Below are 15,917 nucleotides of genomic sequence, written 5' to 3' on the forward strand. Positions count from 1 at the left end.
ATGCGAAGCTTTAGGCGCGGGGACGTGTGTGAGCGATACGATGAACCGCATGCTGGCTGGAAGCCGGGAGAAGGCGGAGGTCGGCGTCGGTGACGGCCTGCTGGGCTGGATCCCGGCCATGGTGATTGCATATGCCACGATACTGACCCCGCTCCTGTTGCAACAGAACGTCTCCGCCGTCGATGACACAGCCGGTGCAGCCGCGGTCACCCAGGGGTCCAACCTTGGCAACCAGATCTTCTGGATCCTGATGTTGATGCTGACCGGTTACGCAAGCCGTCACAGGCTGACGCAATTGCTGGACGTGCTGCGCAAGCCGCTGGTCGTGCTCATCGGCCTCTATATGATCCTCGCTTTCGCCAGCATTCTCTGGTCGCCGGCCCCGTCGGTCGACTTCCGCCGTGCCACGCTTCAGTTCATCGTCCTGGCGACTGTGGTGCTCCCCATATTTCTGGCGGAGAACCGCATGGCGCAGATCGACCGCCTCGTTGCGGTGTTCCTGCTGACGATCGCCATCAATCTCGTCGCTGTGATCGTCCTGCCGGCGGGACGGCTCGGCCATCAGGGTATCTACAGCCACAAGAACGAACTCGGCCTTGTCGTCGCCTATGGCTTCGTCTTCTGCCTTTATGCGATCGTCCGCTACCGCGGTTTCGTCCGGTTGCTGGCGATGGCCTGCGCCACGGCCGCATTGCTGGAACTCGTCCTCAGCCAGTCCAAGACCTCGCTCGGCCTCGCCGTCATGATGCCGCTGATCGCACTCGCCGTCGTAGGAACAAGTCGCCTGATGCGCATCAACGCGCTGCTGCCGTTGACCTTCGGCCTCTTCGTCTGCATCTCGGGCGGGCTCTTCGTTGCCCATCTCATCGACTTCAGCTTCGCCGATTTCTCCATGCTGCTGTTCGACGACACGACCTTTACGGGGCGCACGGTGATCTGGAACTTCCTGGTTGACGTGATCACCCGCGAACCGCTCCTCGGCCAGGGCTACGGTTCCTTCTGGGATATCGGGGAGGGGTCCATCGTTCAGCGCGAGGCACCCGGCTTCGTCGCCTACCTCCTGCAGGGACATAACGGCTATGTTGATGTCACGGTAGAACTCGGCCTTCTGGGTCTGGCCTTGCTCCTCGCATTTCTCATCTGCGTTCTCTACCACGTCGGACGTGCGGCCAGCGGCAGGGGAGGCGATATTGCCCTGACCTGGCTCTTCATGATCTGCATCCTCATCGGCCTCTGCCACAACATGCTGGAGAGCAGTTGGTTTCGCGGCTATTCCGTCGTCTGGATGGTTTTCCTCCTTGTCGGCGCATGGGCGCAGGCTTTCTCGGACGAAACTGCCCGGATGCCAGTAAAAGACCGGTGACAATGTGTATCTTTGAGATTCTTTTAATATCGACCGACTAAACCGAACTACACCAGATCGCGATATACGTGGACGCGATCGAACTGGTGAGGTTAGCGGGGCCGATGGCAAATACCTCAATCGTGAAGACGAGCGGCGAGGGCATGATCGACCCTCTGGCCATCGCGCGCAAGCTGCGCGAGCGTGTGCTCGTGATCGGCCTGATCGCCCTTCTCGTCGTTGCAGCAACCGCCGCCTACGTCTTCGTCGTTCCGCCGGTCTTCACGGCCTGGACGAGGATCGTCATCGATCCGAACGTTCGCAAGCCCTTTGCCGACACGAACGCACCGTCGCTTCTCGGCAACGAGGCGCTCGCGGTCGATACCCAGCTTCTGATCATCTCCTCGACGGCAGTGCTCGCTCCCGTGGTCAAAGCGCACGGCCTTGCCGACGACGCGGAATTCACCACTTCGGCATCGGCTGGCACGCCCGAGGAGCGGACCACCAAGGCCATCGAGACCCTCGCCAAGGCGGTCAGCGTCTCGAGAGAAGGCGCAACCTATGTCATCTCGATCGGCGTGAAATCGCAGAACGCGCAGAAGTCCGCGCAACTGTCCGCGGCGATCGCCAATTCCTACGTCCATGAACAGCAGCAATCCCAGCTGGATCATTCCGAGCAGCTTGCCGAACAGATCGATGGTCGCCTGGTCGGCCTGCGCGAGCGGCTGCGCGCGGCAGAGGAGAGGGCCCAGCAATATCGCGCCAGCAAGCGCCTGCAGGGCTCGGCTGACGGCACATTGCTCTCCGGCCAGGAATTGTCGGGCATGAATGTGCAGCTTGTTGAAGCCAGAAGCGCGCTTGCCACCGCCACCGCCGCAAACGAGGAAATCCAGAGATATCTGCAGCGCGAGATTGAGCCGACCTCGCTCGGCAATGTCGTCAATTCTCCGCGCATGCTCCAGCTTCTCGACGAATATGCCCGCACCTCGAAGGAGGAGGCATCCCTGGGCGCTTCGATGCTCCCTCAGCATCCTTCGATCCGGCGGCTGAAATCCGAACTCGCGCGAATATCCTCGTTGATCAGGGATGAACTTCGAGCCGTCAGCCAGAGCAATACGGTCGAGTTGGAGGTTGCCCGGCAGCGCGTGCAGAATCTGGAGCGCCAGATGGAGACTGTCCGGCTATCGACGGATAGCGGCGAGCAGGAACTGATCGAGTTGCGCGAACTGGAAACCGAAGCCAGATCGACCCGTGCGGTCTACGAGAACGTCCTCGGCCGTGCCAAGGAACTGGCGAACCTCGATCAGGTGACGATGCCGATCGCGCGGGTGATCAGCCCGGCCCAGCCGCCGGAATATCCGTCATGGCCGAAGAAAAAGGCTCTTCTTCTGCTGGCGGGCGCTGTCGGCGTCGCTTTGGGCAGCGCGATCGTGATTGCCCTGGAAATATGGAGCCAGCTGCGTAACTTCCTATCCCGGCGGGATGCGGAGCAAGCCACGCAGGACGAAGATCAGCATTCCTTGCCGCAGATCCCGGCTTCACCCGAAATCATGCCGGCTCAGGTCACGCATCTCACGAATACCGAGGTCCGCGCACTCGTCGAGGATCTGGCCCTTCATCGCAGGAAGCCAGCGTCGCTTCTGTCGTATATCCAGAGCTGAGCCAGTCCGCCTGGCCATAGATCAAGCCAGCGATATGGCAGGCTTTGCTTTCCGCGACGCTTCGATGCCCATCAAGACCATGCGAAGCACAATCGGACAGTTCCATAATTTACCTTATGCGATCTTTGCACGTCGGCGCAGAGTTGGAATGTCCTATTCCTGCAAAGTCGGAATGATACAATCCTCGCAGCTGAACGGCGCCAATCATCGACCTCTCACCCACCTGTCGAGATAATGTCGGCACTGTCCGCCGCAACTCCTTCACGCAACCGTAAAAACAGCTGCAGCGTCGGTTAGATGACACATAGTGGTCCAGAAGATCATCCTTCGGCAGCGAACTGCGCGAATATGGAACAAACCTTTCGCGTGAGGGTTTATTTATCCTTGTTTCAGTGTGTCTACTGACGGAGCATTCCCATGGCTGTGTTTTCCTCCCCGAACCGCGATGCGGCGGCTTATCCGTTTCAGTCGCTCTTCGTGCCCTTTCCCTTTGTATGCTTCAGCCTCGCCCTCGTGACCGACATCGCGTATTTCATGACCAGCGACATCATGTGGCAGAATTTCTCTTCGTGGCTGCTGTTTGCCGGTCTGCTGTTTGGCGCCATAGGGCTGCTGGCGGGCCTTCTCGATTTTATTCGACCGCGCACGCGCCCGCTGCGACCCGCTTTTGCGACGACACTTCTCTATATCGTGATCCTGGCAATCGCCTTCATCAACAGCTTCGTTCACGCCCGTGACGGCTGGACGGCAGTCGTGCCCTACGGGCTGGCGCTGTCGGCGGTCACCTTCGTGCTTCTGCTTCTCGCAGCAGCAGCGTCGTCACGCAAATATGCCAGACTGGCATGGAGAGTATGATGAAAAAGTCCCGAATTCTCATTGCCTCGGCGGTTGCTCTTTCCGCCGGCGTCGCTGTTGGCGCCTACGCGCAGGATAGCGGTTTCGACGTATCCCAGCAGATCGGTCCCAACCCCGTCCTACCCGAGCCGCAGGCCGACCTCATGCCTGACCTCAAGGTCGCGAGCGTGGTCGGATGGAAGGACGGCGAAACACCGGCCGTTCCCGAAGGCCTGAAGGCGACTGCCTACGCAACCGGTCTCGCCAATCCGCGCGCGCTCCACACATTGCCGAACGGCGATGTGCTCGTCATCCAGTCGCAGGAACCGACAAAATCCCCTCCGACCCGCCCGAAGGACATCATCCGCGGCTGGATAATGTCGATCGCTCATGGCAGCGGCGGTGGCGAGCCGAAGGAAACCAACCTGATCACCCTGTTGCGCGATACCAATCGCGATGGCCAGGTAGATGAGCGGCATGATCTCCTGACCAAGCTCGACTCCCCCTTCGGCGTCGCCTGGATCGACAATACGCTCTATGTCGCGTCCGCCAGCGCCGTCCTCGCCTACCCCTACCAGCTCGGGCAGAACGAGATCACTGCCGCGCCGAAGGTGCTGACGCCCCTTCCCGGCGGGCCGATCAACCACCATTGGACGAAGGATCTGGCGCTCAGCCCGGACGGGAAGATGCTCTACGTCTCCGTCGGCTCCAACTCCAATGCCGGCGAAAATGGGATAGAAGCGGAAAAAGGACGCGCCGCGATCTGGCAGGTCGACCGACAGACTGGGGCCGCCCGCGTGTTCGCCTCGGGTCTTCGCAATCCGAACGGCCTGAGCTTCAATCCCGAAAACGGCGAGCTATGGGCAGTGATCAACGAACGCGACGAACTCGGCCCCAATCTCGTTCCCGACTACATGACATCGGTCAAGGACGGCGCCTTCTACGGCTGGCCCTGGAGCTATTACGGCAACCACGTCGATGCACGCGTCCATCCGCAACGTCCGGACATGGTGGCGACGGCGATCCCACCGGACTACGCGCTTTCCAGCCATGTCGCGCCGCTTGGCATGACGTTTACGGCAGGCTCGGCCATGCCGGATGCCTACGCGAACGGCGCCTTTGTCGGCGAGCATGGCAGCTGGAACCGCGACAGCTTCCACGGCTACAAGGTGGTCTACATCCCGTTCGAGAACGGCAAGCCCAATGGCAAGGCCCAGGACGTCGTGACCGGTTTCCTTGACGGTGATAACGCCCGCGGCCGGCCCGTTGGTCTCGGCATCGACGGCACAGGCGCTCTCCTTGTGGCCGACGATGTCGGCAACACGGTCTGGCGCGTCGCCTCCGCGGACGGCAAGGTCATTCCCGAACCGATCGGCACCGACCATGTGACGGCCAACCCGCAAGTGACTTCAAATGCGTCGGCACCCGATGCCTCTGGTACGACGGGAGCGATCACGCCGGCCCCGAATGGCGCGGCGGATAACCGCCTGACCGGCCAGCAGCCGATCTCGGGCTCACCCGAACCGCTGCAGCCGGCGCAGATGCAGATCGCGCCGGCAGGCGGCGCCGTAGCCACCGACGCTCCGGCCCAATGATCAAATGACGTGCTCCCGAAATGGGGGCACGTCTTCTATCTGTCAGTCCGGCCAGCGCAGCGCGCCGTCGAAACGATGGCGGCTGAGGTCCTCGATGGGCGTCGCGATGATCTCGTTCGATGCCCTTGCCTTGTCGAGTTCTTCCGCCATTCGGCTCGCGACGATCGTCTCCTGACCGGGGTGAAGATTGCACGGGTCAAGATAGAAATAGTGGTGCTCCACCTCATGATCACGGACGATGATCGGCGGGCTCCCCGAGCGTAGCGCCGCAGCTAGATCCCAGGCCGTGATATGGGCCTCCTGGGCCGAGATGATCACCCGCATCCGGTCGAGGGGATTGTTGGTCGGGTCGGGTTCGATCAGTGCAGTGACACCCGGGCGGCCGTCCAGCGTCTGCTTCCAGAGGTTCAGATAACCCGTTTCCCGCTCGCGGATCACGGCGTGATCCCGCCTCTCCCACGCTTCCAGCGCCGCCATCACGCCAAAAATGCTCTCCTTGCCGACCTTCATGCCGCGGCCGATGCCCATGTTCTGCAGGAAGGCGTTGCGCACCAGTTCCTTTTTGCCCGCGACGATGCCCGAGGTCGGGCCGCCGAGGAACTTGTGGCCGGAATAGAGCGCGATATCCGCCCCCTGCTCCAGGAACAGCTTGAGATCATATTCCGAAGCAGCATCGACAATGACCGGCACGCCCTTCGCATGGGCGATCTCGACAAATTCCTTGAGATTCAGCAGGCCGTAATCGACCACATGGTGCGAGACGACGTAAACCGCCGCAGCGGTGCGATCGGTAATCGCGTTTTCCATGTGATAACGATGGGTCGAGGTCGCCTGCCCGACCATCACCACCTTGCCGCCGGCCAGACGGATCGCCTGGTCCACAGGCGCGCCGTAGCTCACGACATGGCCCATCTGCACCAGCACCTCGTTCTTCGGCGTCGAGGTCTCCGGCAGCTTTTCGATGGCGAGCAGGTCCGGACCGGTGATCGTGCCGGCGACGGCAAGGCTAATGCCGGAGGAGCAAGATGCAGTGACGAAGCCCGCCTCCCCGCCCGTCAGCCGCGCGATGATCGCGCTTGCCTTGCGCTGCAGGTCGTTGATCTCGACGAATTGCGGCAGGATCGACGCCATCGCCTCGATGGCTTCGGGCACTACGATCGAGGCGCCGAGGCTGGTCATGGTGCCGGATACGTTGATGACAGGCCGAAGGCCGATCTTGCTGCGGATATCGTCGGACATTTGTTTTCTCCAGTCAGGCGGGGCCGATTTCATCATCGACAGTTATGCCATAGTAATGTAATAGTTAGCGCAAGCAACGCAGGGATTGGTCGCTTGGACGCCAGGACATCATCAACAGTCTCCGATGATATCGAGCCGGAAGAAGACGGCGCGAAGGGTGCCAGACGCTCGCGCGTCAGCGGCATCGACCGGGCCCTTCAGATCATCGATCATCTCTACGAGACCGGCGGCCCGGCGGGTGCCTACGCGATCGCCAAGGCCGTCAAGGCGCCGCTTTCGACCGTCTACGTGATCGTCGACGACCTCGTCGAAAAGAAAATGCTCTCGCGCAATGCCGACGGCACGATCTGGCTCGGTCCCCGCCTCTATCACTATGGCCTCGCCTACGCGCGGTCGCTGGATTTCATGGCGGTCGCCACCCACGAAATGCACGACCTCTGCCGCCAGGCGGGCGAAACCGTGCAGGTCTGCGGCCGCGAAGGGGACCATATGCTGGTCCTGGCGATGGCCGATGGCCCGAGCCATTTCCAGGTCTCGTCGCGCGTCGGCACGCGCGTGCCGCTCAACTGGACCGCGTCCGGCCGCCTTCTGGTCGGGCATCTCTCCGAAAACGAACGGATCGAGCTTTTCAGCCGCTGCGCCCGCCATTCGCCGACGGGCCGCGCCGATACGGATGCGCGCACCCTGTCGGACTCGGCAGCCAGGGCCTACCAGGATCGCCTGTCGGTCCAGGTGGCGGAATCCGACTACTCGGTCGCCTGCATCGCCTCCCCGGTCTGCGATCGGTCCGGCGAATGCGTCGCGACCATATCCATCGTGCTGCCCGAGCAGAAAGTCCTGGGCGACCGGGAACTCTATGCCGGCCAGGTCCGGGCTTCCGCCGAGCGGATCGAGACGCTGATGGGATGGCGCAACCACTAGCCTTATCCTATTCGTGCAGGGCGATGATCGCTTCGATCTCGACCGTGATATTGCCCGGCAGAGAGCCGAACCCCACGGCCGAACGCGCATGATGTCCGGCCTCTCCGAAAACCTCTGCGAAGAGATCTGAGCACCCGTTGATCACCCGCGGATGCTCGCGGAAATCCGGCACCGCATTGACCATGCCGAGCAGCTTGACGACGCGCTTCACCCGCGACAGGTCGCCAAGCGCATGGTGCATGACGGCGATCAGGTTGATGCCCGTTACCCTCGCATGCCGATAGGCGTCCTCGGTTGCGACATCACCGCCGACCTTGCCCACATGCATGTGGCCATCCGCTTCCAGCGGTCCCTGGCCGGAGAGGAAGAGAAGGCTCCCCTCCTGCACGTGGGTGAGGAAATTGCCGATCGGCTTGGGCGGCGGCGGCAATTCGATGCCGAGCGCAGAGAGGCGGTCATAGGGCGTGGAAGCGGCCGTGCCGGCCTTGGCTGGGGACGTGGTCACGTCAACTCCTGTCATGCTGATACTGTCTCGATGAAGGATCACCGCCACGAATAACCATGGCTGTGGCGCACGAGTTTTCGCGCGCGCGGAATGTAGCGGCTGGAGGCGATCGCTTCGGAACCGATCACCGCATAGCGCGGCTCGAACAGCTGCTTGAGCTGCGAGACATCGCCGTTGGAATCGGTCGCTTCGAGATCGGAATCGACGAGATCGAAGATGGTGAAATCCGCCCGCTGGCCGACCGAAAGACGATTTTCCATATCGAGCTTGATGACCTCGGCCGGCGCATGGGTGACGGCATTGACCACCTTGTCGAACGGCATGCCGACCGACAGAAGCTTCGACATGGTCGTCGCCAGATCCCAGACCGGAAAGTTCATCGAATGGCCGTGCAGGTCGGTCGAGATCGAATGCGGCAGCAGCCCGCGCGCGATCGCCGCTTCCGCCACCTTGAAGGAGAAGGAGGCACCGCCATGGCCGATATCGAGGCGCACGCCTTCGGAAGAGCAGCGTTCGGCGAGGTTGAACAGGTCCTCGTCCTCCATGATCGAAGACCCGGCCTTGCCATTGAAGCAATGGGTGACGACGTCGCCCGGGCCGAGGATTTCGAGAACCTCGTCATAAAGCGCCGGCGGTTCGCCGACATGCACCATCATCGGGATCTTCAGGATCTTGGCGATTTTCTTGCCGAGCTTGACCGGCGTCACACCCCAGGAGCCGGTGATCACATGGCTGGCGCGCACCTTGAGGCCGACGATGTGCTCGCTGTTTTCGGCGTAGCATTCGAGAATGCGGTCGAGGTCGATGTCGCGGATATCGCGTAGCTCGGCGACGCGATTGCAGGCCACCAGACCGATCGAGCCGAGATTGAGGAAGGCCTTGATGCGTTCCTTCGACGGCTCGATGATATATTCGCGGAAGCCGTGGAAATTGGCTTCGCCGGCAGAGCCCGCATCGACGAGCGTCGTCACGCCGCGTTCGGCACCACATTCCGACGGGCGGATCGAAATGTCGGTTCCGCCATGCCAGATATGCACATGCAGGTCGACCCAGCCCGGTGAGATCCAGGCGCCGGCTGCATCGATGCGGCGGGCGTCAGCGGGGGCGGCGAGCGAAGGGCCGATCGCGGCGAGCTTGCCGTCGGCACCGACGAGAATGTCGGTGCTACCCTCATGCGCATTGGAACCGAATGCCATCGGCTTCACATTGGCGAGGAGAAGCGGTTGCGCCTTTTCTCCGGATGTCATGATTACATTTCCCTTCCAATTTTGGGATCAAGCAGGTCTCTGAGGCCATCGCCGACCATTTGCAGCGACAGGACGGATAGAACGATGGCGATGCCGGGAAAGTAGGTCATCCAGTCGGCCTGCCCGACATACTGTCGGCCGGCGGCGATCATGGTTCCCCAGGTCGGAATGTCGGGGCTGACACCGAGCCCGAGAAACGACAGACCGGCTTCGGCCAGCATGGCGCTCGCAAACAGGAACGTGCCCTGCACCAGGATCGGCGACACGAGGTTTCTCAGCACATGGCGCGTCATGATGTGGAAGGTCGAGATGCCGAGCGCCTGCGCCGCCTCCACATAGGGCAGTTCGCGGATGACGATCGTCGAGGCGCGAACGATGCGGGCAAGCCGCGGCGCGTAGACGATCGACAGCGCGATGATTACGGTGAGCAGCGAAGGGCCGAGTGCGGCGACGAGCGCGATCGCCAGCAGGATATCCGGAAAGGCCATCATCGCGTCGATCAGCCGCGCGATCGGCGTGTCGAGGCTGCGGAAGAAGCCTGCCAGCAGCCCGAGCGTGACGCCGATCAGGGCGGACAGCGTGACCACCGCCGCACCGATCAGCAGCGACAGCCGGCCGGAATAGATCGTGCGCGAAAACACGTCGCGGCCGAATTCGTCGGTCCCGAACCAGAACATCTCGCCCGGCGGTTTCAGCCGGTTGACGATCGAAAGTTTCGAGGGCGAATAAGGTGCGACCCACGGCGCAAGCGCTGCCAGGATCACGAAGATCGCCAGGACGATGATGCCGATCGCAACCGTGCGGCGGCGGAACAGGCGGCGAAGGAACTGCGCGGCGGCGCTTGGCGAGCGGTCCACAGCCGGGCGATCGGTCGAGCTCATATCCGTCATCAGTATCGCACCCTCGGATCGACCAGCAGATAGAGCATGTCGATGATGAAATTGATCAGCACATAGAGCCCGGCGATGATCAGCAGCGCGCCCTGGATGACCGGATAGTCACGGCGCAGCACGGCCGAGACGACGAGGTTTCCGACACCCGGAAGGCCGAAGACGGTTTCGGTGACGACCGCGCCGGAGATCAACACCGCCGCGGTCAGGCCGATCACCGTCAGGATCGGGATCAGCGCGTTCTTCAGCGCATGGCGCAGCACCACGGTCCGCTCCGTCACACCCTTGGCCCTGGCGGTGCGGATATAATCGTCGCCAAGCACATCCAGCATGGAAGCGCGGGTGAAGCGCAGGATCAGCGCCGACGAGACGATACCGAGCGCGAAGGCCGGAAGCGTCAGGTGATACATGCGCTCGAGGAAACTGCTGCCCGGCCCGCCATAGCCGGAGACCGGAAACAGGCCCAGCCTGACGGAAAAAAACTGCATCAGCACAAGGCCGAGCCAGAAGCTCGGGATGCTCGCCGCCAGCATGGCGATCGTGGTCGCGGCCTGGTCGACGAAGGAGCCGCGCTTGTAGGCGGCATAGATGCCGATCGGCAGCGCGATGATGCTCGCGATCGCAAGCGAGAAGAGCGTCAGGAAGAAGGTCGGTTCGGCCCGATCGAGAAGCGCAGACGTCACCGGCATGTTGAGGAAGATCGACTGGCCGAGATCGCCCTTCAGCAACTGGCCGAGATAGAAGACGTATTGGACCAGCAGATTCTGATCGAGCCCGAGGCGTGACCTCAGCGCCTCGATATCCTGCGGGCTGGCATCCGGACCGAGCATGACGGCAGCCGGATCGCCCGGCGTGACGCGCAGGATCACGAAGACGATGGTGACGACGAGAAACATCACCACGACCATGCCCAGAAGGCGCTGGAGAATATACCGTGCCATTCACTTACCTGTTCACGTGTCCCCTCGCCTCTCTGCTTGTGCGTAGAGGCTGGCGGACGGGTGCCGGAGGCTTCCGGCACCCGCTTCCTCGTGCTTACTTCGTCAGGGAGGCATTCCAGAAATAGGGCCACGGCGCAGGATCGACCCCTTCGAGCTTGGTCGACTTGGCCGACACGGCATTGAAGTCGCCGATCTTCATGAAGGGGATGTCGTCATACATCGCCTTCTGGACGTCGGCCCACAATGCCACACGCTTGGCCGGATCCACTTCCGAGGTGAAGGCATCGACGGCCGTCTTGCGGGCCGGCGTATCCCACCAGCCGGGAGAGCTGGTCGACAGCGATCCGATCAGCGCCGGCTCCGGCAGGAACGGGCTGTGGGTGATATAGATATCCCAGAGACCCTTGTCGGCACGGCGCTGGGTCAGCGTCGCCCAGTCCACCACCTGCATGTCGACGGTGAAGCCGGCAAGCTTCAGATATTCCGCCGCGACCTGCGCCATCTTGTAGTGGAATTCGTACTGGCGGCTGGTCAGGATGCGGATCGGTTCGCCGTTATATCCGGCCTCTTTCGCAGCCTCTGCTGCGCCTTCCGGGTCGGCGACATTGTAATTGCCCTTGACGCCGGCATCCGTGCTCCAGGAAAAGTTGCTCGGATAGATATTGCCGTCGAGCGCGTAGAATTCCGTGCTGCCGAAGGCCGCCGCCAGCATGTCTTCCATGCTGAGCGCCTGGCGGATCGCCTTGCGAACCGCAACATTCTTCGCCGAGCCTTCGGCGGTGTTGAAGACGAAGACCGGATAACCGAACGGCTTCAGCACGACCGGCTGGGTGGCCGAGGAACCCTTCAGGCGATCGAAGGATTCGACCGGCAGGGAATCGATATAGTCATACTGTCCGGAAATCGCCGCTTCGACGCGGGTATTGGCGTCCGGCACCGGCACGAAGCGGATCTCGTCGAGATACTGATGGCGCGCGCCGCCATAACCCGTCGCCTCTTCGCTGCGCGACTTGTAGCCGTCGAAGCGGACGAGCTGGATATACTGGTCGGCCTTGCGCTCCTTGAGCATATAGGGGCCGGTTCCGATGAATTCCTTCATCGGCTCGTCCTGCTTTTCGGCCGGAAGAACGATCGCGGCGGAATTGTTGAAGGCGAGCAGCGAGGTCAATGGTGCATAGGGCTGCTTCAGCGTGATCGTCACCGTCGAAGGGTCGGTCGCAGCGATCGTGTCGACGAAACCGGCGACCTGCTTGCCGCGCGAGGCAAGCTTGATCCAGCGGTTCAGCGACGCGACCACGTCGTCGGATGCCATGTCCGAACCGTCGTGGAATTTGATGCCGGACCTCAGCTTGATCGTATAGGTCTTGCCGTCGGCGGAGATCTCCGGAAGGCTCTCGGCCAGAAGCGGCGTCACGTTCCAGCCCTTGTCGAACGTATAGAGCGTCTCGAACATGTGCTGGGTGACGATCCCGACCAGATCGGCCGTCGAGGCCATCGGATCGAGTGTCGGCGGCTCGCCGATCGTGGCGACGTTCAATACGCCGCCCTTTTCCTGTGCCCAGAGAGATTGAGGTGTTACGATGGCCGCAGCGGCCACAAGCAGTGCGATCTTCAAGTTCATTGTCGTTCCCGCTATTACATTATTATGAAACATAGAACCTAATTACAGAATATCGCGATCGTGGCGGCTGTCAATGCGCTTCCCTGCAGATCCGACAAACATGCCCGAAATGCAAAAAGCCGCGGACGGGAATACCCGTCCACGGCTCATGGAATTTGGATAGCGATTGATCTTTAAGTTAAGCGGCCAGGCGTTCAGCTCAGCGCGAGATCGAAGACGTGGTGATGGATATGCCCGTCGAACATTTCCATCAGGCCCTTGGTCATTTCCCGGCTTTCATAACGGACCGGGGATTCAAGAGCGGCGGCCAGCGCCTCGCGGCTGTCATAGGCGGTCCAGAGCGCCATCGGATAGGATGGAGCCCCCTCGTCACGCTCGACATTGTAGAGCACTTTCACTTCGCGGATGCCCGGGAATTTGAGCCACATGGGCATCAGTTTCTCGGCCACATAGGCCTTGAACGCGTCTTCCTTGCCGGCATGGATTGCACCTTCGAAGAAGGCTTCACGAATGATCATGACTTGATGCTTTCAGTTGATGGTGGTCAGCGGCTTTTCACCGGCGAAATGGGCGGCGAGGTTCTTCAGCACGAGGTCGCCCATCGCCATGCGGGTCTCCAGCGTCGCGCTGCCGACATGGGGCATCAGCACCGTGTTCGGCGCGGTGAAGAATTCCTCGCGGATATTCGGCTCGTTGACGAAGACGTCGAGGCCCGCCCCGGCAATGCCCCCATTGTTGAGGGCCGTGAGCAGTGCATCCTCATCGACGACCGTGCCGCGGGCGATGTTGATCAGATAGCCCTTCGGCCCGAGCGCCTTCAGCATCTCGGCATCGACGATATTGCGCGTCTCGGCGGTCGCCGCGATCACGACGCAGAGCACATCACTGTCTTCCGCAAGTTCGGCAGGCGAGGCACAGGCCTGCCAGTCGCTGTCGGTAACCGGCGAGCGGTTCCAGTAGCGCACCGACATGCCGAAGGCTTCCGCCTTGCGGCCGAAGGCCTTGCCGATCTGGCCGAGGCCGAGAATACCGAGTCGCTTGCCCTTGGGGCTGATGCCGAGCGGAAAGCCGCCCTTCGGCCACTGGCCTGCACGCACATAGGCATCGCCGACGGCGATATGGCGAAGAAGCGCAAGCATCAGCGCAATGCCGGTATCGGCAACATCATCGGTCAGCACGCCAAGCGTCGTCGCAACATCGATATTGCGGGCGCGGGCAAGCTTGAGGTCGATCCGGTCTGTCCCCACGCCGTTGACGGCAATCACGCCGAGATTGGGCAGCTTTTCGATCCACTCGTTTGAGAGCCCCGTCCCGCCACCGGTTGCCACGGCACGGATCGTCGGCAATGCCGCCTCGAGCGTCTGCTTCTCAGCCTCGTTATAGAGGCGGTGGACGGTGTAGATCGCGTCGAGCTGGTCCTCAATCGCCTGCATCATCGGTTCGACCAGAAGAATATCCGGCTTCATCACTCACATCCTGCTTGTCTGTGTTCGGCGCTGCCGCGGCGTTAGGAAATCTGGCCGAGGAAGTTCTTCAGGCGCTCGTTCTGCGGATTGCCGAAGAACGTGTCGGGCGGGCCCATTTCGAGAATTTCGCCGCGATCCATGAAGATCACCCGGTCGGCAACCTGCCGCGCGAAACCCATTTCGTGGGTCACGCAGAGCATGGTCATGCCTTCCCTGGCGAGGTCGATCATCGTGTCGAGCACTTCCTTGACCATTTCCGGGTCGAGTGCCGAGGTCGGCTCGTCGAACAGCATGATCTTCGGGTTCATGCAGAGCGCGCGGGCGATCGCGACACGCTGCTGCTGGCCGCCGGAAAGCTGGGCGGGATATTTGTCCGCCTGCTCGGGAATACGCACGCGCTCCAGAAAGCGCCGTGCGGTCTTCTCGGCCTCGGCCTTGGAGACGCCGCGCACCTTCATTGGCGCCAGCGTGCAATTTTCCAAGACGGTCATATGCGGAAAAAGGTTGAAGCTCTGAAAGACCATGCCGGTCTCCTGGCGCACCAGATCGACATTCTTGCCCCCGGCCGTCAGGTCGTGGCCGTCGACGACGATCTTGCCCTGCTGGATCACTTCCAGCTGGTTGATGCAGCGGATCAGCGTCGACTTGCCGGAACCCGAGGGCCCACAGATGACGATGCGCTCGCCGCGATTGACCTCGAGATTGACGTCCTTCAGGGCGTGGTAGGCGCCATACCACTTGTTGACGCCTTCCATGCGCACAGCCAGATCGGAGCTCCCCGGCACGGCCGCCGCAGCTGCGTTTGCTTTTGCCTCGGTCATGCGAGGAACTCCTCTAAATCCGACTTACTTCTTGGCTTCCGTAACGAAATCCGGAAGCGGCGAACCGAGCCACTTTTCGTGGATCTTGTTCAGATCGCCATCCGCCTTGGCCTTCTCGACAAAAGCGTTGACAGCCGTCAACAATTCGGCCGAGCCCTTGCGCACTGCGATTCCCTGAACCTGCTGGCTGAGCTGAAGCTTCTGGTCGAAACGGCCCGGAGCGGCCTGTTCGATCTGGGTCGCGACGACGTTGGAGACACCGATCAGCTCGACCTGGCCGGAGAGAAGCGCCTGCACGGCGCTCGCATCGTCGTCGAAACGCTGGATCTTGGCATCGGCCGGCGCGATCTTGGTCACGGCGGTGTCCTGCGTCGAGGCGCGGGCGACGCCGATCGTCTTGCCGGACAGGTCTTCCGGCTTGGAAACCGCGGTGTCGGCGGCGCCGAAGACGCCGATCGAAATGCCGGCATAGGGCTGCGAGAAGTCGACGTTCTTGGCGCGCTCCTCGGTGATGCCGAGCGACGCGACGAGCAGGTCGACCTGGTTGCTCTGCAGGTAGGGGATGCGGTTCGGGCCGGTCACCGGAACGATCTGCACCTTGACGCCCCATGCTTCGCCCAGAAGCTTGGCAACGTCGGCGTCATAACCGTCCGGCTCGTTCGAGGTGTTCATGATGCCGAAGGGCGGGAAGTCGACCATCATGCCGACCTTGACCGTGCCGGCCTGCTTGATGCTGTCGACGGTCTGCGCGGTTGCGAGCGAAGCCGTTGCTCCGAACACCATTGCTGCGCCGATGCCTGCCATTGCGATGCGCCGTGTGATATTCATGTGTTC

At 61.8% G+C, this 15,917-nt stretch carries 15 protein-coding genes; 5 read left to right on the plus strand and 10 right to left on the minus strand.

Translation table 11 applies throughout. The features are described from left to right. Positions 1-28 precede the first annotated feature (28 nt). The 4 genes from BM216_RS02330 to BM216_RS02345 all read left to right on the plus strand — a co-directional run bounded on the left by BM216_RS02330 (position 29) and on the right by BM216_RS02345 (position 5,432). Entirely contained in the window at positions 29-1,363 is a 1,335-nt protein-coding gene (locus BM216_RS02330; protein ID WP_143102711.1) for an O-antigen ligase family protein, read from the plus strand. A gap of 104 nt (positions 1,364-1,467) precedes the next feature. Beyond that, the gene (locus tag BM216_RS02335; protein WP_092994281.1) at positions 1,468-3,003 is read left to right on the plus strand and encodes a GumC family protein; all 1,536 of its coding nucleotides are present in this window, start codon (positions 1,468-1,470) and stop codon (positions 3,001-3,003) included. Between the two features lie 417 nt (positions 3,004-3,420). Further along, positions 3,421-3,858: a DUF2231 domain-containing protein gene (locus BM216_RS02340; RefSeq protein ID WP_092994284.1), complete on the plus strand. Its 438-nt coding sequence runs from the start codon at positions 3,421-3,423 to the stop codon at positions 3,856-3,858. Further along, positions 3,858-5,432 carry a PQQ-dependent sugar dehydrogenase gene (locus tag BM216_RS02345; RefSeq protein WP_092994287.1) on the plus strand — a complete coding sequence of 525 codons (1,575 nt, stop codon included), beginning with the start codon at positions 3,858-3,860 and terminating at the stop codon, positions 5,430-5,432. Before BM216_RS02340 ends, BM216_RS02345 begins: the two co-directional genes overlap by 1 nt. 42 nt (positions 5,433-5,474) lie before the next feature. On the opposite strand, the gene BM216_RS02350 is transcribed toward BM216_RS02345, so the two are convergent. Then, positions 5,475-6,671, minus strand: a complete 1,197-nt coding sequence (locus BM216_RS02350) for an aminotransferase class V-fold PLP-dependent enzyme (protein ID WP_092994290.1) — start codon at positions 6,669-6,671, stop codon at positions 5,475-5,477. A gap of 93 nt (positions 6,672-6,764) precedes the next feature. Here BM216_RS02350 and BM216_RS02355 point away from each other — a divergent pair, with 93 nt between their 5' ends. Then, a complete protein-coding gene (locus BM216_RS02355; protein WP_092994293.1) occupies positions 6,765-7,592 on the plus strand; it encodes an IclR family transcriptional regulator in 828 nt (275 codons plus the stop codon). A 7-nt stretch (positions 7,593-7,599) separates the two neighbouring features. On the opposite strand, the gene BM216_RS02360 is transcribed toward BM216_RS02355, so the two are convergent. The 9 genes from BM216_RS02360 to BM216_RS02400 form a co-directional block, all read right to left on the minus strand. Continuing rightward, positions 7,600-8,112, minus strand: a complete 513-nt coding sequence (locus tag BM216_RS02360; RefSeq protein ID WP_092995072.1) for a RidA family protein — start codon at positions 8,110-8,112, stop codon at positions 7,600-7,602. 23 nt (positions 8,113-8,135) lie between these two features. After that, positions 8,136-9,344: an amidohydrolase/deacetylase family metallohydrolase gene (locus BM216_RS02365; RefSeq protein WP_092994296.1), complete on the minus strand. Its 1,209-nt coding sequence runs from the start codon at positions 9,342-9,344 to the stop codon at positions 8,136-8,138. A 2-nt stretch (positions 9,345-9,346) separates the two neighbouring features. After that, positions 9,347-10,234 carry an ABC transporter permease gene (locus BM216_RS02370; protein WP_092994299.1) on the minus strand — a complete coding sequence of 296 codons (888 nt, stop codon included), beginning with the start codon at positions 10,232-10,234 and terminating at the stop codon, positions 9,347-9,349. After that, the gene (locus BM216_RS02375) at positions 10,234-11,175 is read right to left on the minus strand and encodes an ABC transporter permease (protein ID WP_177230681.1); all 942 of its coding nucleotides are present in this window, start codon (positions 11,173-11,175) and stop codon (positions 10,234-10,236) included. Before BM216_RS02375 ends, BM216_RS02370 begins: the two co-directional genes overlap by 1 nt. Before the next feature lie 94 nt (positions 11,176-11,269). Further along, positions 11,270-12,796 carry an ABC transporter substrate-binding protein gene (locus tag BM216_RS02380; RefSeq protein ID WP_092994301.1) on the minus strand — a complete coding sequence of 509 codons (1,527 nt, stop codon included), beginning with the start codon at positions 12,794-12,796 and terminating at the stop codon, positions 11,270-11,272. A 194-nt stretch (positions 12,797-12,990) separates the two neighbouring features. Next, positions 12,991-13,314, minus strand: coding sequence for an EthD domain-containing protein (locus BM216_RS02385; RefSeq protein WP_092994304.1), 324 nt, complete (start codon positions 13,312-13,314; stop codon positions 12,991-12,993). 12 nt (positions 13,315-13,326) lie between these two features. Beyond that, positions 13,327-14,262 (minus strand): 2-hydroxyacid dehydrogenase, encoded by a 936-nt coding sequence (locus BM216_RS02390; protein WP_092994307.1) that lies wholly within the window; start codon positions 14,260-14,262, stop codon positions 13,327-13,329. Between the two features lie 41 nt (positions 14,263-14,303). Continuing rightward, positions 14,304-15,083 carry an amino acid ABC transporter ATP-binding protein gene (locus tag BM216_RS02395; RefSeq protein WP_092994310.1) on the minus strand — a complete coding sequence of 260 codons (780 nt, stop codon included), beginning with the start codon at positions 15,081-15,083 and terminating at the stop codon, positions 14,304-14,306. A gap of 24 nt (positions 15,084-15,107) precedes the next feature. Continuing rightward, on the minus strand, positions 15,108-15,911 hold the full coding sequence (locus BM216_RS02400) for a transporter substrate-binding domain-containing protein (RefSeq protein WP_092994313.1): 804 nt from the start codon (positions 15,909-15,911) through the stop codon (positions 15,108-15,110). Between the last annotated feature and the right edge of the window lie 6 nt (positions 15,912-15,917).

Source organism: Rhizobium sp. NFR07, assembly GCF_900111905.1.
Classification (GTDB): domain Bacteria; phylum Pseudomonadota; class Alphaproteobacteria; order Rhizobiales; family Rhizobiaceae; genus Neorhizobium.